The sequence below is a fragment of the Pacificispira spongiicola genome (genome assembly GCF_012926505.1).
Classification (GTDB): Bacteria; Pseudomonadota; Alphaproteobacteria; order UBA8366; family Aestuariispiraceae; genus Pacificispira; species Pacificispira spongiicola.
The window spans coordinates 115,865-137,663 of record NZ_JABBNT010000002.1; the positions used below are offsets into that span (position 1 = coordinate 115,865).

The 21,799-nt window shown below is 60.7% G+C and carries 18 protein-coding genes; 12 read left to right on the forward strand and 6 right to left on the reverse strand.

The window, feature by feature from the left end; genetic code table 11:
• Positions 1–59 precede the first annotated feature (59 nt).
• From HH303_RS05800 to HH303_RS05855, 12 genes are all read left to right on the forward strand, one after another.
• Positions 60–1,118, forward strand: a complete 1,059-nt coding sequence (locus tag HH303_RS05800; protein ID WP_169624296.1) for a flagellar motor protein MotB — start codon at positions 60–62, stop codon at positions 1,116–1,118.
• A 9-nt stretch (positions 1,119–1,127) separates the two neighbouring features.
• Positions 1,128–2,003: a flagellar motor protein MotB gene (locus HH303_RS05805; RefSeq protein WP_169624297.1), complete on the forward strand. Its 876-nt coding sequence runs from the start codon at positions 1,128–1,130 to the stop codon at positions 2,001–2,003.
• A 56-nt stretch (positions 2,004–2,059) separates the two neighbouring features.
• Positions 2,060–2,545, forward strand: a complete 486-nt coding sequence (locus HH303_RS05810; protein WP_169624298.1) for an RDD family protein — start codon at positions 2,060–2,062, stop codon at positions 2,543–2,545.
• A 123-nt stretch (positions 2,546–2,668) separates the two neighbouring features.
• Positions 2,669–4,147 carry a circularly permuted type 2 ATP-grasp protein gene (locus HH303_RS05815; RefSeq protein WP_169624299.1) on the forward strand — a complete coding sequence of 493 codons (1,479 nt, stop codon included), beginning with the start codon at positions 2,669–2,671 and terminating at the stop codon, positions 4,145–4,147.
• Positions 4,148–4,149: 2 nt separating this feature from the next.
• Positions 4,150–5,130 (forward strand): alpha-E domain-containing protein, encoded by a 981-nt coding sequence (locus HH303_RS05820; RefSeq protein ID WP_169624300.1) that lies wholly within the window; start codon positions 4,150–4,152, stop codon positions 5,128–5,130.
• A complete protein-coding gene (locus tag HH303_RS05825; RefSeq protein ID WP_169624301.1) occupies positions 5,127–5,858 on the forward strand; it encodes an arginyltransferase in 732 nt (243 codons plus the stop codon). The genes HH303_RS05820 and HH303_RS05825 overlap by 4 nt, the downstream gene beginning before the upstream one ends.
• An 84-nt stretch (positions 5,859–5,942) precedes the next feature.
• Entirely contained in the window at positions 5,943–6,566 is a 624-nt protein-coding gene (locus HH303_RS05830) for a LysE family translocator (protein WP_169624302.1), read from the forward strand.
• Between the two features lie 327 nt (positions 6,567–6,893).
• Positions 6,894–7,994 carry a TRAP transporter substrate-binding protein gene (locus HH303_RS05835; protein WP_169624303.1) on the forward strand — a complete coding sequence of 367 codons (1,101 nt, stop codon included), beginning with the start codon at positions 6,894–6,896 and terminating at the stop codon, positions 7,992–7,994.
• Between the two features lie 211 nt (positions 7,995–8,205).
• Complete coding sequence (locus HH303_RS05840; protein WP_169624304.1) at positions 8,206–9,204, forward strand: TRAP transporter small permease subunit; 999 nt, start codon at positions 8,206–8,208, stop codon at positions 9,202–9,204.
• A 70-nt stretch (positions 9,205–9,274) separates the two neighbouring features.
• Positions 9,275–11,950, forward strand: a complete 2,676-nt coding sequence (locus HH303_RS05845; protein WP_169624305.1) for a TRAP transporter large permease subunit — start codon at positions 9,275–9,277, stop codon at positions 11,948–11,950.
• Positions 11,951–12,041: 91 nt separating this feature from the next.
• Complete coding sequence (locus HH303_RS05850; protein WP_169624306.1) at positions 12,042–12,557, forward strand: TRAP transporter small permease subunit; 516 nt, start codon at positions 12,042–12,044, stop codon at positions 12,555–12,557.
• Complete coding sequence (locus HH303_RS05855; protein WP_319637323.1) at positions 12,554–14,302, forward strand: TRAP transporter large permease; 1,749 nt, start codon at positions 12,554–12,556, stop codon at positions 14,300–14,302. The genes HH303_RS05850 and HH303_RS05855 overlap by 4 nt, the downstream gene beginning before the upstream one ends.
• 57 nt (positions 14,303–14,359) lie before the next feature.
• Here the strand turns inward: HH303_RS05855 and HH303_RS05860 are convergent, their stop codons facing one another.
• From HH303_RS05860 to HH303_RS05885, 6 genes are all read right to left on the reverse strand, one after another.
• Entirely contained in the window at positions 14,360–14,986 is a 627-nt protein-coding gene (locus HH303_RS05860; RefSeq protein ID WP_227421598.1) for a biotin transporter BioY, read from the reverse strand.
• A 120-nt stretch (positions 14,987–15,106) separates the two neighbouring features.
• The gene (locus HH303_RS05865; protein WP_169624307.1) at positions 15,107–15,523 is read right to left on the reverse strand and encodes a DUF6314 family protein; all 417 of its coding nucleotides are present in this window, start codon (positions 15,521–15,523) and stop codon (positions 15,107–15,109) included.
• 4 nt (positions 15,524–15,527) lie between these two features.
• Positions 15,528–17,759 carry a DNA topoisomerase IV subunit A gene (gene parC, locus HH303_RS05870; protein WP_169624308.1) on the reverse strand — a complete coding sequence of 744 codons (2,232 nt, stop codon included), beginning with the start codon at positions 17,757–17,759 and terminating at the stop codon, positions 15,528–15,530.
• A gap of 76 nt (positions 17,760–17,835) precedes the next feature.
• Positions 17,836–19,086, reverse strand: a complete 1,251-nt coding sequence (locus HH303_RS05875) for an MFS transporter (RefSeq protein ID WP_169624309.1) — start codon at positions 19,084–19,086, stop codon at positions 17,836–17,838.
• A gap of 136 nt (positions 19,087–19,222) precedes the next feature.
• Entirely contained in the window at positions 19,223–20,818 is a 1,596-nt protein-coding gene (ggt, locus tag HH303_RS05880) for a gamma-glutamyltransferase (RefSeq protein ID WP_169624310.1), read from the reverse strand.
• A 109-nt stretch (positions 20,819–20,927) separates the two neighbouring features.
• Positions 20,928–21,788: a universal stress protein gene (locus HH303_RS05885; protein WP_169624311.1), complete on the reverse strand. Its 861-nt coding sequence runs from the start codon at positions 21,786–21,788 to the stop codon at positions 20,928–20,930.
• Positions 21,789–21,799: the final 11 nt, after the last annotated feature.

Here is a 21,799-nt window from a genome sequence, read left to right on the forward strand (position 1 = left end):
GGACGGGCCCGGCACGACCGCGCGGCCCGTCGCGTCTTGAAAGGGAGTAACCGACGGACATGGCGGATGGCGGTCTCCAAGGCGAAGCGGTAAAGCCGCTGATCCTCAAAAAGAAGATCAAGATCCCCGCGGGCGCCCATGGCGGCGCCTGGAAGGTTGCCTATGCCGACTTCGTGACCGCGATGATGGCCTTCTTCCTGCTGCTCTGGCTGCTGAACGCAACAACCGAGGAGCAGATGACCGGCTTGTCGAACTATTTTGCACCGCCGGCACCGTCTTCGTCGGAAGATCAAGGAATCGGCGAGGCCCTGTCCGGCATGGTCGCGACGATGGACGGTGCGATGCGTTCCGCCTCCTCCCCCCCGACCACCAGCATTGCGATCCCCAGCTACGGTTCCGAAGACCTGGGTCAGGAAACGGGGGAACAGCGCCAGTCGGAGGAAATGACCGAAATCAATCTGGGCGACGCCACCGCGGAACGCCAGGAACAGGAAATGCTCGACGACGCGATGGCGAAGTTGAAGCAATCCATCCAGGAAGACCCGTTGGTCCGTGACCTTCAGGACAGCATCATGTTCGATCTGACCGATGACGGGTTGATGATCCAGCTTCTGGACTATCAGAAGCGGGAAATGTTCGAACCGGGCACCGCGACCATGACGCGCCGCGCGGTCCGCCTTCTGGCGTTGATCAGCGGAATCTTGGTCGACCTGCCCAACGATATCGCCATTACCGGCCACACGAATGCCGGCGCCCAGCCCGGTGCGACGCCAACCTACGGCAATTGGGAATTGTCCAGCGACCGCGCCGCGACAAGCCGCGACTGGATGGCGTCCAACGGTTTTCCGCCGGGCCGCCTCGTTCGGGTCGAGGGTAAGGCCGACAGCGACCTCTTGGACAAGCGCAATCCGGAAGACGAACGCAATCGGCGCATCTCGCTATTGCTGTTGCGGGAACATAAACCCGCCCCGAAGAGACCTGCCGCCGACCCGACGCGCACGCCGTCACCGAACCAACCCGGCGGAACATCGGCGCCTTCCTCCGCCCCCGCCGCGGCACCGGCTCGTGATCCGGGTGGTTTGGCCCCGCCGCCCTTACCCCCCCTGCCGCCGAGTTAAGGGGCGACCATGGCCAAACTAGACCAGCAAGTCATCGTCAAGAAGGTGAAGGTAAACGAGGAAGGCGCCCATGGCGGCGCCTGGAAAGTCGCCTATGCCGATTTCGTGACGGCAATGATGGCCTTTTTCCTGTTGCTGTGGCTCCTGAACGCGTCGGAACAGGAAGTCCTGGACGGGTTGTCGAACTATTTCACACCGACCACACGGACCAGTTCGTCCCCATCGGGGTCAGGCAACGTTTTCGGCGGGGCGACACCCAACGATCCCGGCCCGACCCAGGACAAGCAAACCCAATCTCCCGACGCGACGGACGGCAGTTCGCAGGGCGACCTGAATTCCGAACAGGAAGAATCCGGGCCGAAGGACGAGGACAGCACCGGCAGTCCCGGTCAGGTCAATGCCGACGAGGAAGAAAAACGTTTCAATCAGGCGAAACAGTATCTTGAAACCCAGATTGAGGAATTGCCGCCGGAGCTGCAAACCTTGAAGGAAACGATCAAGCTGGACGTCACGGACGAAGGCCTGCGCATTCAGCTTGTCGACAGCCGCGACAAGGCCGGGTTCGAACCCGGCACCGCCACTCTGACGGATCACACGAAACTGGCGTTGCGGCTATTGGCGGATATCGCGGCGACCTTGCCCAACCCGATATCGATCACCGGTCATACGGGGATGGGCGAAGGCGACGACGGCGGCTGGCCCCTGTCGATCGCCCGTGCGAATTCCGTCCGTCGGGGTCTACAGTCAAACGGCGTTCAGGAAGGACGGTTCGACACAGTGATCGGCGTCGCCGATACGGACCCGCTAATCCCCGAAAACCCGTCTTCCCCGCAAAACCGACGTATGTCGATCGTGCTGCTGAGACAGGCCGCCCCACCGGGATAGGACCGGTTGGCATCCTTGCAAATCAGCATCTTCGTCCCGATATCGGGATCATGAGCATGAACGACACCGAGAAAGCCATGTCCAATCCGATCGAGATGCAGACTACCCGTGACGGCGACGACCGTTTCGCCGATCCCCGATTCTGGGAAGGGTGCCTTGGCAAACGCGTGACCGGATATCTGGTGGACCTCCTGGTTTTCGGGGCGATCTGGTTCGCCCTGGGCGTCGTCGCCGTCCTCTCTCTTGGTCTTCTCGCGCCGGTGACAGCCTTTCTCTGGGCTATCCTGCCGCTGGCCTATCACACGCTGATGGTATCGGGGCGGGGTGCGACCATCGGACAGCGCTTCGCCGGATTGCGCGTCGTCGACGCGTCCACCGGGGAAAACCCGTCCCTGATTCAGGCGTTTCTGCTCGCCTGCCTGTTCTATATCAGCCTGTCCTTCGCGATGCTGCCGCTGCTTTACGTGTTGTTCGATGCGAAGGATCGCTTCCTGCACGATCTGATCAGCAACACCCGGACGTTGCGGGCTGAAAACCTCTAGAAGCAGAATTGCTGTTGTAATCCCAGTGCAAGCCTCCATACTCGTCTTAATAAAAAGGTAAATGTTGCAAGCGCGGGTCGTTCAAGGAACGGGGTCGGAACGTCCACCCGTCGAAGGGAGACTATGAAACAGCAGCAGCATTCGGGTAGCGTCACGTCTGAGGGACCGGACATTCTTCCGGGGTATGACCCACAGGGTTTTTATTGCGAGATCACGAGCCTGGCCAAGGACGGGTCTGTCGCGGACACAGCGCTGCTCGAACGATTACGCACCTTGGACGGCGCCGAATTGTCCGCCCGCGCGGAAGACGCCTCCAGAGAACTTTATAACCTCGGCATCACTTTCACCGTTTATTCCAACAGCAGCATGATCGACCGGATTTTGCCGTTCGACGTTCTGCCGCGCGTGATCCACGCGAAAGAATGGGAACATGTCGAAGCAGGCGTCGAACAACGCGTCGAAACGCTGAACCAATTCATCCGCGATATCTATCACGACAAGAAATGCCTTAAGGACGGGATCATTCCCGCCGATCTGGTTCTCGGGAACAAGAATTTCCGGAAACAAATGGAAGGCATCGACGTTCCCGGCGGCGTCTATGTTCATGTCTGCGGCACAGATCTGGTGCGCGACGGTGAAGGCACCTTCCGCGTGCTGGAAGACAATGCCCGCACGCCGTCCGGCGTATCCTATGTCGTCGAAAACAGGCATATGATGCAGCGCGCCTTCCCCGATCTGGTGGACGATATCGGCATCCGATCCGTGGAGGATTACGGCCCGCGTCTACTCCAAGCCATGCTGGACGTGGCCCCGCCGGGCGTCATGGACCCGCAAGTCGCCCTGCTATCGCCTGGGACATATAATTCCGCCTATTTCGAGCATATCTTCCTTGCCCGCGAAATGGGCGTTCCTCTCGTCGAGGGTCGCGATTTGGTCGTGGACGACGACAAGGTCTACATGCGCACAACCGAAGGCCTGGAGCAGGTTCACAGCATCTATCGGCGCATCGACGACGACTTCCTGGACCCCAGGGCGTTCCGGGAAGACAGCCTGTTAGGCGTTCCCGGCATTTTCGAAGCCTATCGCAAAGGGAACATCACCCTGGCCAACGCGATCGGCACCGGCGTCGCGGACGACAAGGCGGTCTATGCCTATATGCCGCGCCTGATCGAATACTATTTGGGCGAGGAAGCCCTGCTTCCCAACGTGGAAACCCATATCTGTCGCGAACCGGACGGGTTGAAATACACACTCGACAATCTCGAAAACCTGGTCGTGAAACCGGTTGGCGAATCCGGCGGCTACGGGATTCTGATCGGTCCGCGCGCGACAAAGGAAGAGATTGAGGAAATCCGTGCGAAATTGATCGACGATCCGGCGAATTTCATCAGCCAGCCGATGATCGAACTATCGGTCTGTCCGACATTGATCGACGGCATGGTCGAACCCCGGCATGTCGACCTGCGGCCCTTCTGCGTGACCGGGAAATCCAGTTGGGTCCTGCCCGGCGGGTTGACGCGCGTCGCATTGAAAAAGGGCTCTCTGGTTGTGAATTCCAGCCAGGGCGGCGGCTCCAAGGACACCTGGGTACTGACGGACTGACCATGACACAGCAAAGCCTCCTTGCCCGCTATGCCGAAGATATCTTCTGGATGGCGCGCTATATGGAACGCGCGGACAATCTGGCGCGTCTTTTGGAAGTGAACGAGGTCTTCGCCCGCGACCGACGCGGCGCCCATAATTGGGACGCCATCATCGATCTGAACGCGGACCGCGAAGCCTTCACCAAGCGATACGGCACCGCGAAACCGACCAGCACCGCCTATTTCTATATGTTGGATCGGGAAAACCCGTCCTCGATCATCAGCGCGGTCCGGGCCGCTCGGGAAAACGCTCGTGCACTGCGCCCCCTGATTTCGACGGAGATGTGGACGCATCTGAACATCTTCTACAACGAATTGCTGGAGATACCGGCGGATGCGACGCGCGTGCCCAACATGGCCCGGTTCTGCGAACGGATTCGCAATGCCTGCCATGCCCATAGCGGTATCACGGAGGGTACCTTCTATCGCGATCAAGGTTGGTACTTCTATCAATTGGGCATGATGATCGAGCGGGCGGACCAGACGACCCGGATCGTCGATGTGAAATATCACACGCTGCTGCCGAGCGCGGCGGAAGTCGGTTCCCTGCTCGACCTCAGTCAATGGAACGCGCTGCTGCGGTCCGCCGCCGGGTACCATGCCTATCGACGCGTCCATCCCAGCGGGATCGAGCCAAGCGCCGTCGCCGAATTCCTGATCCTGAACCGACGGTTCCCGCGATCTGTCCGCTTCTGTATCGGGGAAGTTTCGGCGATCCTGTCGCAATTGATCTTCAAATTCCAATTGTCGCGCGGCGGCAGCGTCGCGGCGGTCGTGGACCGGGTGCACCGTCGGATTGAGGAAACCGACATCGAAAAGATCATTTCCGACGGCATGCATGAATTCCTGGACACGGTCCAAATAGACCTGAGCGAAATCACCAGTGCGATGAACCTTGCCTATTTCGGGCATGACACGATAGACGAGGAAAGCGTCGCATGACCCTGCAACGGCCCCTCGCCCCGATTGTCTTCCATCGGTCGGGACCGATGTCCTGTCCCTATCTGGGCGGCCGGATCGAACAACAGCTGTTCATGGAACTGGGCGGGCCGACGGCGCAGGACACATTCGAACATCTAAGCCAGTACGGATTTCGGCGATCGCATCACATCGTCTACCGCCCGACCTGCCGAAACTGCAATTCCTGCATTCCGGTGCGCATTCCCGTAGCCGCGTTTGAAGAAAAACGACGGTTCCGGAAAATCCGCAACCGCAATGCTGATTTGATCCGGCGGGATGTCGGCCAGATCGCAACGCAGGAACAATATCGCCTGTTCCACCGCTATGTCCGGTCACGCCACGGCGACGGCGATATGGCCGGGATGACGATTCGCGACTATTCGAATCTGGTCGTCGCCAGTCCCGTCGATACCGTGCTGCTGGAATGGCGGCACACCGATTCGGATCAGTTGATGGCAACCTGCATCACCGATCGGCTGCGCGACGGCTATTCCGCGGTCTACAGCTTCTTCGATCCGGATGCGGAGCGTCGGAGCCTCGGTACCCATGTGATTTTGTCGTTGATCGACCTCGCCCGCGAACGCGGTTTGCCCTTCATCTATTTGGGCTTCTGGGTCCCCGGCAGTCCCAAGATGCACTACAAGGCGGCCTTTCAACCGCTCGAAGGCTTCCGCAATGGATGCTGGCAGCCCGTGGGCACGAACGCGTAAATCATCGCGCCTGTGAATTCGCCTTTCCGGCGGCCGCCAATTTGGCGATAACCTTGCCAGGACTTCTCCTTTGGCTGCCCCCGCATGGTCGATCTTCTCGTTTTCGCACCCGCCTGTTTCGCGCTCAATCTCGCCTTCGGTCCGAATAACCTGCTCGCCATGAATCATGGCGGACAGGGCGGCATCCGTTTCGCGACGGCGGCGTCGACCGCCCGCCTTCTGGTGTTCGCCCCGATGATCGCCGCAAGCGCGCTCGGCCTCGGCGTCTTGCTGGCGGCTTCCGCAACTGCCTTCAGCGTGATGAAACTGATCGGGGCCGCCTACCTGATTTGGATGGGCATTAAGCTGCTGCGGTCGCGACCGGATGCGGATGATATCGATTCGGTGCGAAAAGGTCCGACTTTGCGGATCGCCTTCCGGCGCGAGGGGTTGAGCGCGATCAGCAACCCGAAAGCAATTCTGATATTCGCGGCCTTCTTTCCGCAATTTGTAGACGTTCAGGCCTATTGGGAAAGTTACGCAATTCTGGGCACGGTGTTCCTGCTGCTCGAAATGCTGGCGATCCTGATTTACGCAACCGTTGGGCATTTCGCGGCGGCCTTTGCCGCAACACGGCTGCACTGGTTTCAACGGGCGTCCGGGATCGGAATGCTCGTTTTCGGTATCTTGCTGCTGTTAAGTCCCCAGCCCGTATCGGCGTCGCGGTAACCATAATCGATATAACATATTGAAATAAATACATTATACTCGCTCGGCAGCGGTCAGACCCGAAAACCTGAAAATAACAAACCGATCCCCAAACGATGAGCATCTGTGTCAAAATTTCACAGATTGGCCCTTTGGGCTGTTGCAGGCTTAGGATTTTGGGTTATAACTTTTCGTAATCAGCTTCACAGATGGGGCTGGATAATAAATCCAAATGGAGGATACGTCGAAAATAGACCCCCACCATTTGGGTTGAAACCTCGTTCATGCTTTTTTCGGCATACCGCCGGATTTGCGTGTTCGAAAGGGACGTCACGAAGAGGGAGAATCATGAAACGTCGCGACTTTCTTAAGGCCGGTACCGTAGCTGCCGGCGCAGCCGCCATCACCGCCGCTTCCAACCTTCCGAAGCCGGCCATCGCGCAAGACCGGATCGAGATGAACATCGTCTCCACCTGGCCGCGCGACTTCCCGGGCCTCGGCACCGGTGCGCAGCGTTTCGCGCAGCGCGTTCAGGACATTTCCGACGGCCGCATTCAGGTTCAGTATTTCGCCGCGGGCGAACGCGTCGGCGCCTTCGATGCCTTCGACGAAGTCGCGTCGGGTAATGCGCAGGCCTATCACGGCGCGGATTACTACTGGAAAGGCCGCCATCCCGGCTGGGCATATTACACGGCCGTTCCGTTCGGCCTGACCTATGTCGAAATGAACGCCTGGATCCGCTTCATGGGCGGTCAGGAACTCTGGGACGAACTCGGTGCCGAATTCGGAATCAAGGGCCTGCCGTGCGGCAGCACCGGGGTCCAGATGGGCGGCTGGTTCAACAAGGAAATCAACTCCGCCGACGACCTGAAGGGTCTGAAGATGCGCATGCCGGGCCTGGGCGGCGACGTCCTGGCGAAGCTGGGCGCGTCTCCGGTGTCCCTGCCGGGCGGCCAGATCTACGAAAACCTGGTTTCGGGCTCGATCGACGCAACCGAATGGGTTGGCCCGTGGAACGACTACGCCATGAAGCTCTATGAAGCGGCGAAGTACTACTATTATCCGGGTTACCATGAGCCGGGTTCGATGCTGGCCGTCGGCATGAACAAGTCCTGGTGGGAAGGCCTGTCGGCCAACGATCAGATGTTGATCGAATCCGCCGCGACAGTCGAAAACGATGTCATGATGTCGGAATTCAACGCCAACAACGGTGCCTATCTGCGCAAGCTGATCCAGGAACAGGGCGTTCAGGTCCGCAAGTTCAACGATGACGTCTATGACGCCTTCGGTGAAGCATCGGCGGAAGTCTTCGAAGAAGCCCGCGCGCACAGCGATCTCGCGAACCGCATCCACGAAAGCTTCCTGGCGGCGCGTGCCGACGTCGGTGGCTGGATGAATCTCGCGGATGCTGCCTACACGCAGCAGCGCAACCGCGTTCTGGGCGTCTGATCGGACGACCGTTACCTACAAAAGGACGGGACCTCCGGGTCCCGTCCGATTTGTGGTTTCTTCAATTCCTTTTGGCCTCACGTCGGCAGCCATCCCGTTTTGGATCGGCGGAACCGTATACAGCCTGTAGGACCAATCATTTAGCAAGTGTGGGGCGGGTATGAGCTCAGTTATCAACGACGCGGCCGTCAATCCGGAAAGAGTCGGTCCCATGGACACCAGCACCTGGAAGACGCGTGCATTCGGATGGTCTCTTGTCGCCTGCACATTTATCTATATTGCCAATAACATTCTGAATGTCGGCTTCGAATTCCCAGGCGCGACGCTCTTTTACGCGCTTATCGGGCTATCGGACGGCAACGCGCCCAAAGACAGTGGCGCGGGGGTTCTTTCCACCTTTCAGTTCTTCTCTTATCCGGCCGGCGTTTTAGCGGCCGTTTTGTTTTCGTTGAAGACGCCCGACCGCACGCTGCGCGGCGACGCGGCCAGCATGACCGGTATTACCAATTTCATCATCCGTGTCGCGTTCTGGTCGGTCGTGCTGATCGGTATTGCCGATGCGCTGATATCCTTCCTGCGCGTCGAGGGTTTTCTGGACGTCCTGGTCGGCGAGAACCTGACGACGGAATTGGGCCGGTCCCGCTTTCGGGCGCCCTATTTCCATTTCCCGCTCGTGATCCTGTCCATTCTGATCGCGACCCGTGTGAAAAGCCTCGGCTTCCACTGGCTCGGCCTTTTGATCGTCGTGTCCGAACTGCTGATCGTCATCACCCGCTTCGTCTTCTCTTACGAGCAAGCGTATCAGGGCGATTTGGTCCGCTTTTGGTACGGTGCCCTGTTCCTGTTTTCCAGTGCCTATACATTGCTGGAAGACGGCCATGTGCGGGTCGACGTGTTCTATACCGGCTTCTCCGATCGCATGAAGGGCCTCGTCAACGCCGTCGGCTCCATCATTCTGGGGACCACGCTTTGCTGGACGATCATGATCTTCGGCATGTGGGACAAGCTGAGCATCATCAATTCGCCGATTGCGAACCTGGAAGTCTCACAGTCGGGGTTCGGCATGTATGTGAAATTCTGGATGGCCGGTTTCCTCGCCATCTTCGCGGTGACGATGGCCGTGCAGTTCGCCAGCACCATGCTGGAGGGCGTGGCGGATTTCCGCGGCGATCCGGGTAAGCGGGAAATCGGCGGTAGCGCCGCCCATTGACGGTTATCAAAGACGCGCAACGGTGACTGACGACGAACGGCGGATACGCCCAAAGGAATTGAGTTAACCCATGGAACTGTTCTTTCTCCTTCTTCTGATCGTGCTCATGGCGGGGGCTCTCGCCTCCGGTTTCCCGGTCGCTTTCGCCCTGCCCGGCTCCGCCATCCTGACCATTTCGATCGCGGCTCTCTGCGGTTACGTCTTCGAAGGATCGCCGGACGTCTACTTCGCCCAAGGCGGCGCGACGAACTGGCTCAGCGCCGGGGTGACGAACTTCCGCGGCGTCTATTGGGAGGTTGAGCGGGATACACTGATCGCCATTCCGCTGTTCGTGTTCATGGGGATCATGCTGCAGCGCTCCAAGATCGCCGAAGATTTGCTGATTACCATGGCCCAACTGTTCGGTCCGGTGCGCGGCGGCTTGGGGATTTCCGTCGTCTTCGTCGGGGCGCTGTTGGCCGCGACGACCGGGATTGTCGGCGCGACCGTGGTGGCCATGGGGCTGATTTCCCTGCCCGCCATGATGCGGAACAAATACGCGAACTGGCTTTCCACCGGCACCATCGCGGCATCCGGCACCTTGGGTCAGATCATCCCGCCATCCATCGTGCTGATCATCCTCGCGGACCAGCTATCGAACGCCGTCGATCAGGCCGGTTCCTCACGGACCGCCATGTACAAGGCCGCGACCGGCGAGTTTTCCATGCCCAGCGATTTCGGCGTCGTTTCGACGAGCGCGGGCGACATGTTCATGGGCGCCATGGTGCCAGGTCTTGTGCTTGTCGCCGTGTACATGGTGTTCATCTTGGTGGTGGCCTTCCTGAAAAAGGACATTGCCCCGCCGGTACCCTTCGAAGGCAAATACGACCGTGCCTTCCTGGCAAAGATCCTGCTGGCCCTGGTGCCGCCGCTGACGCTGATCTTCGTCGTGCTCGGCTCAATCATCGCCGGGATCGCGACCGTGAACCAAGCAGGCGCAGTCGGCGCAGTCGGCGCGACCGTCATGGCGGGGTATCGCCTGTATGACGGGAAACCGCGTGCCTACTGGCCGGCCATTCTGGCGACGCTGTCCATCGCGGCAACCTTGGTGATCACCTCCACCTTCCATGTGAATGTGAAGGCGATCCATTCGACCAACGACGTCATCGGCGTCACCTTGGCCGTCATCACTTGCGCCCTGTTCCTGTTCGCCGTCGCATGGAGCGGCTGGCGTACACTGAAGATCGACCGCACCATGCAGGGCGTTCTGATCGAAACCGCGAAGACGACCTCTCTCGTCTTCATCATCCTGTTGGGCGCGGCCATGCTGACCGCCGCCTTCCGTGGGTTCGGCGGTGAAGAACTGGTGAAGCAATTCCTGGAAGGCCTGCCCGGCGGATTCTGGATGCAGTTCATCATCGTCATGGGTGTGATCTTCATCCTGGGGTTCTTCCTCGACTTCATCGAAATCGCGGTGGTCGTTGTACCGATCGTCGCCCCGATCCTGCTGGCCGACCCGTCCGCGAACGTCACCGCCGTGTGGCTGGGCGTGATGATCGGTCTGAACATCCAGACCAGCTTCCTCACACCGCCCTTCGGCTTCGCGCTGTTCTATCTGCGCGGCGTCGCCCCGCCGGTCGTCCGCACAATCCAGATGTATAAGGGCGTCATCCCCTTCATCTCGTTGCAATTGCTGGCTCTGCTGATCGTCGGCATGAACCCGCAACTGGTGAACTACCTGCCGACACGCATGTCCCTTCTGTCGGAAACGGCACCGCCGCCGGCGAATCCGCGTTTGCAGATTTGCATCGAAAACTATGTCGAAGAACAATTCGCGGCGAATGGCGACAGCCTGCGGGCCGCGATCGACGCGGCGCGGGGCTGGGATATGTCCGGCCTGCCGAAGCCGATGCAACGCGATATTTCGAAGGCCCTGGACCTCGCGTCGCAGTCGTTCGGCGCGCTTGCCGACGCCCGCGCGACGACGGCTGCAATCGATGAAGCGGCGGTCGACTATCGTCCGATTCTGACGGAAACGCGCCGGATCGAGGCCGATATCGCCCTGCACGACAAACATATCGAAGAGGCGCAGCAGGAGTTCGACCGCGCAAAACGCATGGAGGGCGACGAAGCCGCCGAGCGTGCGGCGAGATTGACCGAAACTCTCGCCCGCCTGAAGGCGGAACGTGAAGCCCTGCTGGCGGCTGCTCCCGAAAACTGGGAAGCCGCGCATAAGGAGTTCGCAAAGCTGCTGAGTGCGGAAAAGAAAGCCTATCTGGGCTATCGCCGCACTGTGGACAGCGCCTATGAGCCGATTGCGGTGGCGATTCGGACCTTGAAGGGCGGCGAGGAATTGCAGGCGCTGCAGGAAACGGTTGCCGGCCTAGCGGGCACCATCCGCGAGAAAACGCCGGAAGAAGTCGAAGACGCCTTCAAGGATGTGGAATCCATGGTCGGTGACGTGGAAGGCGCCGGCGATATCCGCACCGCCCTCTCCAAGGCGCGACGCGCCATGCGCGTGACGAGCAGCAACCCGGCCGACCCGGAAACTGCGCTGCAGGAACACGCCAACGCCATGGAGCTGCTGAAAGCCGATATCGAATGGCGGACCGAGGCAGCATCGAGCCTCCTTGCCCAAATGGAAGCGTATGAGGAAGCGATCCGCAGCACGATCGGATTGCGTCAGCAGCAGCGCTTGCCGCGCGAGGTCGCGTTGTATGTTGCGTCCTGCAACTCGGGCCATCGGGACATCTCATTGTACTTCTAATCGCAACCAGCGTTCGGTTAGGAAAGGCCGCGCCGGAAACGGGGCGGCCTTTTCCTTTGCACAATCGCCAAACCGCACTAAGCCTTATGGCATGCGGAATTTCCTGACAGAACTGGCCGATCGGATCGAGGCCGCCGTCGATTGCGCCGGGCGGGTGGCGCAATGGCTGGTACCGCTTTTCGTAATGCTTGCCTTTGCCGGAACCATTCTTCGCCACGCCTTCGGGTTGGGGTCGGTTTTCTTGCAGGAATCCGTATTGTATCTGCATGCCACGGCGTTCCTGATCGGCGCGGCGGTCGCCCTGTTGGCGGACCGGCATGTTCGGGTAGACATCTTCTACCGGGACGCATCCCCGCGCCGGAAAGCCATCGTCGACATGATCGGCGGCATTGCCGCCCTGCTGCCCTTCTGCGCCGTGGTCGCCTATACAGCCCTGCCCTATGCCGTGCGCAGCTGGGCGATCCTGGAACAGTCGCGGGAAACGACAGGCGTGCCGCTCGTCTTCCTGTTGAAAAGCCTGATCGTCGGCTACGCCGTCATTCTGTGGCTTCAGGGCCTTGCCTCGACGATCCGGAACGGACTGCGGTTGGCGGAGGGGCCATCGTGACCGATATCGCCCCGTTCCTGGACATCGCCCTGTTCATCACGACCTGCCTCGCCTTGATTTGCGGGTTTCCCGTCGCCTTCACCCTGGCGGGGACGAGCCTGATGTTCCTGGGCCTGCATCTGCTGCTGGGCGGCGATACGCTGATCGGCAACCTGCCCGCGCGGATATTCGGCAGCGCGATGATGAACGAGACGCTCCTCGCCATCCCGCTGTTTCTGTTCATGGGGGCCATGCTGGAAAAAAGCCGGATCGCGGAAGACCTGTTGACCGGACTGGCGCGCCTGTTCGGGGCACGGCCCGGCGGGTTGGGCTTGTCGGTCATTCTGGTCGGCGCGATGCTGGCGGCCTCCACCGGCATCGTCGGCGCGACCGTCGCGACCATGGGTATGATTTCCCTGCCCGCCATGCTGAAACGCGGCTACAGCCCCGCCCTTGCCAGCGGCACCATTTGCGCGGCGGGCACGCTGGGCCAGATCATTCCGCCGTCCATCGTGCTGGTCATCCTGGGAGACCAGATTTCCACCGCCTATCAGGAAGCGCAAAGCGCCCTGCAACAGCAGGCATGGGCAAACGGGAATACCGACTTCGTTCCAGGTGCCGTTTCGGTCGGGGACTTGTTCGCCGGGGCACTGATTCCCGGACTCATTCTCGTCGTCCTATACCTGATCTTCATCGGCGTGGCGGCGCATTTGAAACCGACCCTTGCCCCGCCCGCGACCGGCGGTTTGGACGATGCAGAAAGCGGCGCGGACCTCTTGAAGGCCCTGGCACCGCCCGCCTTGTTGATCGCCGCCGTGTTGGGCTCGATCCTGACAGGCCTCGCTCCACCGACCGAAGCCGCCGCCGTCGGCGCCGTCGGGGCGACCATGCTGGCCGCCTATCGAATGCCTGCCGATAATCACAGAGTGCCGGAAACGCCAATCGCCGGGCTGCTGGCGGCGCTGCTTGGCGGACTGACGCTCGGTGGGATCGGTGGGGCGTTCATTGGTGAAGGGTCATCCGCCTTCGGTCTTCACGTCGCCATCGGTGCCGGGATCGGGGCTGTCGTCACTCTGGCCGCCGTCCGTAGTGGCGGCCTGGCCAGTCTTTCGACCCGGCTGTCCCGGTTTGAAAGACCGGCAATTCTGGCCGGGATCGCAGCCTTTCCCGGCATGTTGCTGGTGCCGGTCCTGGCCCCCTATCTCGCGGTTCTTTTGGGGTTGGGCGTCCTGGCCGCGTTTTCCCGGTCCTGGCGCGCAGGATTGCTGCAACCGGTCAGCCGATCGGTCTTCGAAACGACGGCCATGATATTCTCAATTCTGATCGGCGCCGCCGTCTTCGGCCTCGTATTCCGGGATTTGGGCGGGGATGACAGTATTGCGAAAATCCTGAACGCCTTGCCGGGGGGGACCGTCGGCGCGATGGCCGCGGTCATGCTGACCGTTTTCGTTCTGGGCTTCTTTCTGGACTTCGTCGAAATCTGTTTCGTGGTCGTGCCGATCGTCGCCCCGATCCTGCTGTTGGACCCGACGGTCAATCCGGTCTGGCTGGGCGTCATGCTGGCCTTGAACCTGCAAACCAGCTTCCTGACGCCGCCTTTCGGATTCGCTCTGTTCTATCTGCGCGGGGTCGCCCCGGTCCAGGTGAAGACGAGCGACATCTATCGCGGCGCCCTGCCCTTCGTGCTGCTGCAATTGGCGGCACTTGCCATCCTGGCGACCTTCCCCGCCCTGTCCGAATGGTTGCCCGGCCTGATCTTCGGATAAAGAAAAAGCCCGGCCAAAAAAGGCCGGGCTTTCCGAAAATCAAACTGTCCTTGCGGATCAGCGCTTGGCGGCCAGTTTCCAGGCCGTCGGCAGAACTACGGCGGCAAGCGCGGTTTTCACCAGTCCGCCGACGATGAACGGCGCAACACCGGCGGCATAGGCGACCGGTAGCGCGTCGGACAGGGAGATGCCCTTCGATCCGGCGATCAGCGGCGTCAGCCACAGAAGGCCAAAACCGAAAATAGTGACCGTCCCCATGGCATTCGCGGCGAAGGTGCGGATCGGCCCGCGATCCCAACCCCGTTCCGCCAGGAACCCAACCAGAACGGCAGCGACAAAGAAGCCGACCAGATAGCCGCCCGTCGGCCCCATCATGTAAGCGACGCCGCCACCGCCCGCGAAGACCGGAAGACCGGCAGCGCCTTCGGCCAGATAGGCCAGAAGGGTCGCACCGGCGAGACGCCAGCCATAGGCCATGGCGATAACCAGAACCGCGAAGGTCTGCATGGTCATCGGCACCGGCACCATCGGCACGTTGATTTTCGCGGCAATCGCCATCAGGGCGCTACCGGCGACGACAAGGATCGCATTCCGGACCCAGCGGCTCTGCCCTTCGGCACGCCACAGCGTATTCGCCAAAGTGGGCATACGAGGGTTCGGCATGGTCGCCATCGAATTGGACATAGGTTTTAACTCCCTTCCCAAAGAAACTCGGTGTCCCCGTGCAAAGACGGGACAATCACAGGCTTATAGACCAGATTTCAGGCAACGTCATGCCTCTATGAATTGGTATTCTCAGCAGTGTTACCGGGCCATGCGGCGGTAATCCGTCACCATGGCGTAATTCTTCCGTGGCCCGGTTACACGCCAGCCCAGGAGGAATCGCATCGCATCCACGGGTTTCAGTCGCGCCCGGTACAGGTCTTCGCCACACAGATGCTCCCCTTTGCTCGGCATCAATGAAAGATCCAGACCGACCAATGGATATCCATCGGCATAATGAATATCGATCCGATCAGCAGAGACATCCCACAAGGTCATGCGCCGCGCCGTATTTCCGGCAAAAACCAAGTCTTCGCGGCATTGAAACCGGCCCGGCGCCCATTCCGCGAAATTGACCCAGCCTGTCCCGCGTTGCCATCTCGACAGGGTAAAATCCCAGACCAGACGGGTCAGGACCCAGGCCCCGTCCAGGTTCCCGCCCGCCGTAAATCCCGACACGGGATCAGGAGAACTTGTTGGACCGCGGGAACCCGGCGGGCGGCATGCGACCCGCGGCGGCGCGTTTACCGACCCATGGCGTCAGGTCCAATTCCGTGCGCATGCGGTCGCCGATCTGCCAAGTCAGGCCCTCCGCCTTCGCGAAGGTCTTGATATCGCTCATCCCGCCGTCCCGGTATTTCTGCAACATGACACCGCGCCCGCGCGCCATTTCCGGCAATTCATCCAAGCCGAAAACCAGCAGCTTACGGTTTCGACCGATCACCGCCACGCTGTCATGACCGGCGGCGACCGGCGCACAAACGGCGGCCTCTACCTTGCCCGACACGTTCAGAATCTGTTTGCCGTTGCGGGTCTGGGCGACGACATCGCTTTCGGGAATGACAAATCCGCGCCCGTCGCTGGAAGCGACCAGCAGCTTCCGATCCGCCTCATGCACCATAAGGGTGACGATTTCGGTATCGTTCGGCAGGTCGATCATCAAACGCAGTGGTTCGCCATTGCCGCGGCCGCCCGGCAGTTTGTCGATACCCAGCGTGTAGAACCGCCCGTTACTGGCGAAGACCAGCAGCTTATCCGTGGTTTGGGCTTGAATCTGAAAGCGCGGCCCATCGCCTTCCTTGAATTTCACATCCGCGTCACCGGCCAGGTGGCCCTTCATCGCCCGAATCCAGCCCTTGGCGGAACAGACGACGGTGACCGGTTCTTTTTCGATCATGGCTTCCAACGGCACGATCACGCCGGACGGCGCGCTGCCCATTTCCGTGCGGCGGCGGCCCAGCGGGGTTTCCGGGCCGTATTCCTTTTTCATATCCCGGATTTCTTCCGCGATGCGTTTCCATCGCAATTCATCGCTGCCCAGAAGTTCCAGCAAACCGTTAAGTTCCGTCGTTAACGATTCGTGTTCCTTACGGATTTCCATTTCCTCAAGCTTCCGCAAGCTGCGCAAGCGCATGTTCAGGATCGATTCTGCCTGAAGCTCCGTCAGGTTGAACGTTTCGATCAAGGACTGCTTCGGATGGTCCTCTTCCCGGATGATGCGGATCACCTCGTCCAGGTTCAGATAGCAGACGAGATAGCCTTCCAGGATTTCCAAACGACGTTGGATCTGATCGCGGCGATGTTCCGTGCGCCGGACCAGAACCTCATGTCGGTGATCGAGGAATTCCTGCAACGCCTCGCGCAGGTTCACGACCTTCGGCACCTTCCCGTTGCCGGTCAGAACATTCATGTTCAGGCCGAAGCGCGTTTCCAGTTCCGTCTGCCGATACAGGCTTTCCATCAGCATTTCAGGATCGACATTGCGCGATTTCGGTTCGATCACGATGCGCACGTCTTCCGCCGACTCGTCGCGGATATCACCCAGAATGGCGATCTTGCGTTCCTGGATCAGTTCGGCGATGCGTTCAATCAAACGGGATTTCTGAACCTGATAGGGAATTTCGGTGATGACGATCTGCCACAGACCGCCCTTCATATCCTCCTTTTCCCAACGGGCGCGAATACGGAAGGAACCGCGCCCGGTCGCATAGGCTTCGGCGATCGCTTCCGGGCTTTCCGCCAGGATACCGCCGGTCGGGAAATCCGGGCCCGGCACGAATTCCGTCAGCTTCTGGATCGATGCATTGGGATGTTTGATCAAATGCTGCAGCGCGTCGCAGAGTTCCGCCACGTTATGGGGCGGAATGTTGGTTGCCATGCCAACCGCGATCCCCGCCGCGCCGTTGGCCAGCAGGTTCGGGAAGGCGGCGGGCAGAACCACCGGCTCCGCGCCTTCCCCGTCATAGGTCGCGCGGAAATCGACGGCATTCTCGTCGATCCCGGCCAGCAACCGGTTCGCGGTCTGGGTCAGGCGCGCTTCCGTATAGCGCATGGCCGCCGCGTTATCACCGTCGACATTGCCGAAATTCCCCTGCCCGTCGACCAGCGGATAGCGCACCGCGAAATCCTGCGCCAGACGAACCATGGCGTCGTAAATCGCGCTGTCGCCATGGGGGTGATATTTACCCATGACGTCGCCGACGATACGCGCGCATTTCTTGAATCCGCTTTCGGGATTGAGCTTCAATTCCCGCATGGCGAAGAGCAGCCGCCGATGCACCGGTTTCAGACCGTCCCGCGCATCCGGCAGCGACCGCGAGGTGATCGTGGACATGGCATAGGCGAGATAACGCGTGCTCAACGCATCGGCGAGCGGCGTCGGACGCACCTCAAGGGCGGCGGTTTCTTCGGACATGGGCATTCTCCAGAGGCTTGCCGAGATATTGTATCCGGCAAGCCTGGGAACGCAAGATATCGCGTAAAATTATCGCTTATTCCGCCGGGATCGCGCGGCGTTTGATATGACCGTGCAGGAACATCACGCAGAGCGCGGCGACCGTCACCGGGCCCAGGATGGTCAGGGACACGACCTGCCAACCATAGGCCTGTTGGATCGCGCCGGACATCAGGCTGCCGAGCGCGACGGAGCCGAAGACCATGAAATCGTTCAGCCCCTGTGCCCGTGCCTTTTCCTCCGGCCGATAGGCATCGGTCAGCAGCGTCGTGCCGCCAACGAACATGAAGTTCCAGGCCACCCCGACCAAAACCAGGGCGGAGAAGAATTGGATCAGTTCGATCCCCGTCATGTTGATCGCAACGGAGGCCAGATAGAGCAACGCGCCCGTCAGGATGATACGGGTCGCGCCGAAGCGACGGATCAGGGACCCGGTGACGAAGCTGGGCGCGAACATGGCCAGCACATGGCCCTGGATCACGAAGGCGGCGTCTTCGAAGACATGGCCGCAGTCAATCATGGCCAGGGGCGTCGCCGTCATCATGAAGGACATGGTGGAATACCCCACCATCCCGGACAAAACGGCGATCATGAATTTCGGGTCCATCGCGATCTGCATCAGCGGACGGCCGCGGTCGTCCCCCGGCTTCGGGCGCGGCGGCGTCGGGATGCGGATGAACTGCAACACCGCGATCGTCAGGAACGACAGCGCGGCAATCGCAACATAGGCCCCGGCGAACAGAACGGGTTCCAGGATATCGCGGGTATGTTTGGCGATTTCAGGACCGAAAATCCCGGCCACGATCGGCCCGATCATGACATAGGAAATCGCCTTCGCCTTGAATTCCGGCGAGGCCGTATCCGCGACGGCGAAACGGTATTGCTGCCAGAAGGAATTGTGGACGCCCAGCAGGAAACCGCCGACGACGAACAACCAGAAGCTTTGCTGAAACAGCGCATAGGCGGAAACCGCCGCCGCCGCAATGCCCATCATCTGTCCGAAGGTGAAGCCGAGACGCCGCCCGATCCGCCCCATCAACAAAGCCGCCAGCGGGGCCGCCGCCATGGTCCCGACGAATTGCATCGACAGGGCCAGGGTGCTGAGCGCCTTTTCGTCGAATTCCCCCAAAAGCGGCAGCCAGTACGTCACGTCCGGCCGCGCCAGATAGGCCCCGGCCAGGGCGGTGACCGTCATGACGAGGCTAGCCCCGGTATTGCTGAGCGCGAGGGCGCCGCACAGCAACAGGGCATTCCGTTTCGTCGGGTCGTTTTGAACCGCAGCCGTCATCCGCTTTTCCACCTACATCGACACTTCGCACTCCTTCGATGGCCGAAGGACGGCAAACGGTCAAGATCACATTCAGGAAAAAGAATTTGGACGGAATGGAGTCCGCCCAAATTCCTTTCTAGATCGATTTCCCGGATCAGTATCCGAGCGCGCAGCCGTCCTTGCGCGGTTCGGAACCGCCGGTTAGGACGCCCTGTTCCCAGTCGATATAGATTGCCTGCGACCCGCCGATCGGCTTGCCCGGCTTTTCGAGCCGGTGCCCGCGGGCCGTCAATTCATCGCGTATCGCCTGGGGAACCGTATCTTCGATTTCGACCGTGCCGGAAAACGGATCGGGCATGAAGCGCGGCGCATCCATCGCTTCCTGAATATCCAGACCGTAATCGATATAGCGGGTCAGGAACTGCATATGACCGAAAGCCTGATACTCGCCGCCCATCACGCCGAAGGACAGGACCGTACGGCCGTCCTTCGTCGCCATGCCCGGAATGATCGTGTGCAGCGGGCGCTTGTTCGGCGCGATTTCGTTCGGATGACCTTCTTCCAGAGAGAAGCCCATGCCCCGGTTTTGCAGCAGAACCCCGGATTCCGGTGCCATCAACCCGGCACCGAACCCGTAGAAAACGGTGTTGATGAAGCTGCAGGCATTCCGATCCTTGTCGACAACGGTTATATAGACCGTGTCCTTATGCGGCGGCAGCGCCAGGTCCTGCGGCGGGTCGCCTGCCTTCTTCATGTCGATCGCGTCGCGGATCGTCGCGGCATATTCGTCGGACAGCAGTTCTTCGACCGGCACCCGACCGAATTGCGGATCGGACAGATACAGCGACCGCGCGCGATAGGCCTTCCGTCCCGCTTCGATTTCCTGGTGGATGCGGTCGGCGGTGATCGGCCCCGCCGACTTGTCGACGTCCATGCCCTGCATGACATTCAACAGCATAAGGGCAATCACGCCCTGCCCGTTCGGCGGGCATTCCCAGACGGTCAGGTCGCGGAACTTCGTCGAAATCGGCTCCACATAGTCGCCGGAGACATTGGCGAAGTCTTCCAGCGTGTGCAGCCCGCCCTTGGAACGCAAATAGTTGACCATGTCTTCGGCTACGGCACCCTTGTAGAAGGCATCGCGTCCGCCTTCCGCGATCTTTTGCAGCGTCGCGGCCAGCTTCGGCTGGCTGTGCCGCGTGCCGACGGCGGGAACCTCGCCATTCACCAGGAAGGTTTCGGCCAGGGTCGGTTCGGCGCGCAGGATTTCCTCTTCATCCTTGAAATCCTCATGCACCCGAGACGAAATCGGATAGCCGTCGCGGGCGTAGGCGATGGCCGGTGCCAGGATGTCGGCGAAGGGCAGCTTGCCGTGGTCGCGATGCAACTGGCACCACGCATCGACGGCCCCCGGCACGGTGACGGCATGGACGTCGCGGCCAATCGCTTTGTAGCCGCGTTCCCGATACCAGTCGCCGGTCGCGGCGGCGGGCGCCTTGCCGGACCCGTTGAAAGCCACAATCTTGTCGCCGCCTTTAGGCGAATAGAGACAGAAATTATCACCGCCGATGCCGGTCGATCCCGGTTCGACAACGCATTGCACGGCGCAGGCCGCAATCGCGGCATCCATGGCGTTGCCGCCGGCTTGCAGAATTTGAACGGCGGTTTGCGTGGCCAGTGCATGGGACGTCGCCGCCATGCCATTCGTCGCGTGAACCGGGGAACGACCCGGCAGTTCCAAATCCCGCATAATTTCTCTCCCTAAGCACACGGCGGACGCCGCGTTGAAACGATTTCTCGCCCGCGAATTTAGACGCTTCGGGCGATTTGGCCAGCCCTCAACGGGCACACCCTCCGCCTCATCGGAACAGCATCACCGGAACACGGCAGGACCGAAGCATTTCCGCCGTCGTGGAGCCGATGATCAGCGTCCGAATGCGGGAATGGCCATAGGCGCCCATGACCACCAGATCGATTTGGTCGCCTTCGACGGCGTCCCCAATCACCGTTTCCGGCAGGCCCGGCCGAACATCCGTCGTCACGGTGTAGCCCGCCGACGTCAACTTCCGTTCCGTTTCGGCCAGCCGGTTGCGCGCCTCCGCCGTATCCGGTCCGACCGTCAGAACCAGGCAATCCAACCCCTTGAACAACGTGCTTTGGCACAAGTGATCGACCGCCTTGTCGACGCTGCGGCCGCCATCGTCGGCGATCAGGAAGCGGCGCACGGGTTTGAAGGCGCGAGAGGCGACCAGGACCGGCTTTGACGTCGCGCGCACCACGCGTTCAAGGTTAGATCCCAGATGCCCTTTCGCAAAATCCGCCGCTTCGCCGCGCTTCCCGATCAGGACCAAATCCTGATCGCCTTCCAGGTCGGTGACGGTTTCCACCAGATCGCCGATACGCAATTTTGTCGAAACCTCGTCGACGCTGGCATCCTTCAGGTGCCGTTCGGCGTCTTCCAGGACCGCGCGGCCCTTCTGCTGTGCCAGTTTCGCACGCTGGGCATCCAGATCGGCCAGTTCCGCCAGCAGCGCGCTGCGCGCGCCCAGGCCGATGCTGCCGCTCAAATTCATGCTGTCGCCGCCGATACCGTCGCGGCGTCCCAGCACATGCAACAGCGTCACCCCGGCATTCGCCCCCTTCGCGACCCAGGCCGCGTGATCGCAAACGCTTTGCGCATATGTGGACGTATCCACAAGGGCGAGAATTTTCTTATCCATGGTCCCTCCCG

Excerpts from the sequence above, each read along its gene's own strand:
- HH303_RS05800 (WP_169624296.1), top strand. The coding sequence starts at position 60 with ATGGCGGATGGCGGTCTCCAAGGCGAAGCGGTAAAGCCGCTGATCCTC.
- HH303_RS05805 (WP_169624297.1), top strand. The coding sequence starts at position 1,128 with ATGGCCAAACTAGACCAGCAAGTCATCGTCAAGAAGGTGAAGGTAAAC.
- HH303_RS05810 (WP_169624298.1), top strand. The coding sequence starts at position 2,060 with ATGAACGACACCGAGAAAGCCATGTCCAATCCGATCGAGATGCAGACT.
- HH303_RS05815 (WP_169624299.1), top strand. The coding sequence starts at position 2,669 with ATGAAACAGCAGCAGCATTCGGGTAGCGTCACGTCTGAGGGACCGGAC.
- HH303_RS05820 (WP_169624300.1), top strand. The coding sequence starts at position 4,150 with ATGACACAGCAAAGCCTCCTTGCCCGCTATGCCGAAGATATCTTCTGG.
- HH303_RS05825 (WP_169624301.1), top strand. The coding sequence starts at position 5,127 with ATGACCCTGCAACGGCCCCTCGCCCCGATTGTCTTCCATCGGTCGGGA.
- HH303_RS05830 (WP_169624302.1), top strand. The coding sequence starts at position 5,943 with ATGGTCGATCTTCTCGTTTTCGCACCCGCCTGTTTCGCGCTCAATCTC.
- HH303_RS05835 (WP_169624303.1), top strand. The coding sequence starts at position 6,894 with ATGAAACGTCGCGACTTTCTTAAGGCCGGTACCGTAGCTGCCGGCGCA.
- HH303_RS05840 (WP_169624304.1), top strand. The coding sequence starts at position 8,206 with ATGGACACCAGCACCTGGAAGACGCGTGCATTCGGATGGTCTCTTGTC.
- HH303_RS05845 (WP_169624305.1), top strand. The coding sequence starts at position 9,275 with ATGGAACTGTTCTTTCTCCTTCTTCTGATCGTGCTCATGGCGGGGGCT.
- HH303_RS05850 (WP_169624306.1), top strand. The coding sequence starts at position 12,042 with ATGCGGAATTTCCTGACAGAACTGGCCGATCGGATCGAGGCCGCCGTC.
- HH303_RS05860 (WP_227421598.1), bottom strand. The coding sequence starts at position 14,986 with ATGTCCAATTCGATGGCGACCATGCCGAACCCTCGTATGCCCACTTTG.
- parC (WP_169624308.1), bottom strand. The coding sequence starts at position 17,759 with ATGTCCGAAGAAACCGCCGCCCTTGAGGTGCGTCCGACGCCGCTCGCC.
- HH303_RS05875 (WP_169624309.1), bottom strand. The coding sequence starts at position 19,086 with ATGACGGCTGCGGTTCAAAACGACCCGACGAAACGGAATGCCCTGTTG.
- ggt (WP_169624310.1), bottom strand. The coding sequence starts at position 20,818 with ATGCGGGATTTGGAACTGCCGGGTCGTTCCCCGGTTCACGCGACGAAT.
- HH303_RS05885 (WP_169624311.1), bottom strand. The coding sequence starts at position 21,788 with ATGGATAAGAAAATTCTCGCCCTTGTGGATACGTCCACATATGCGCAA.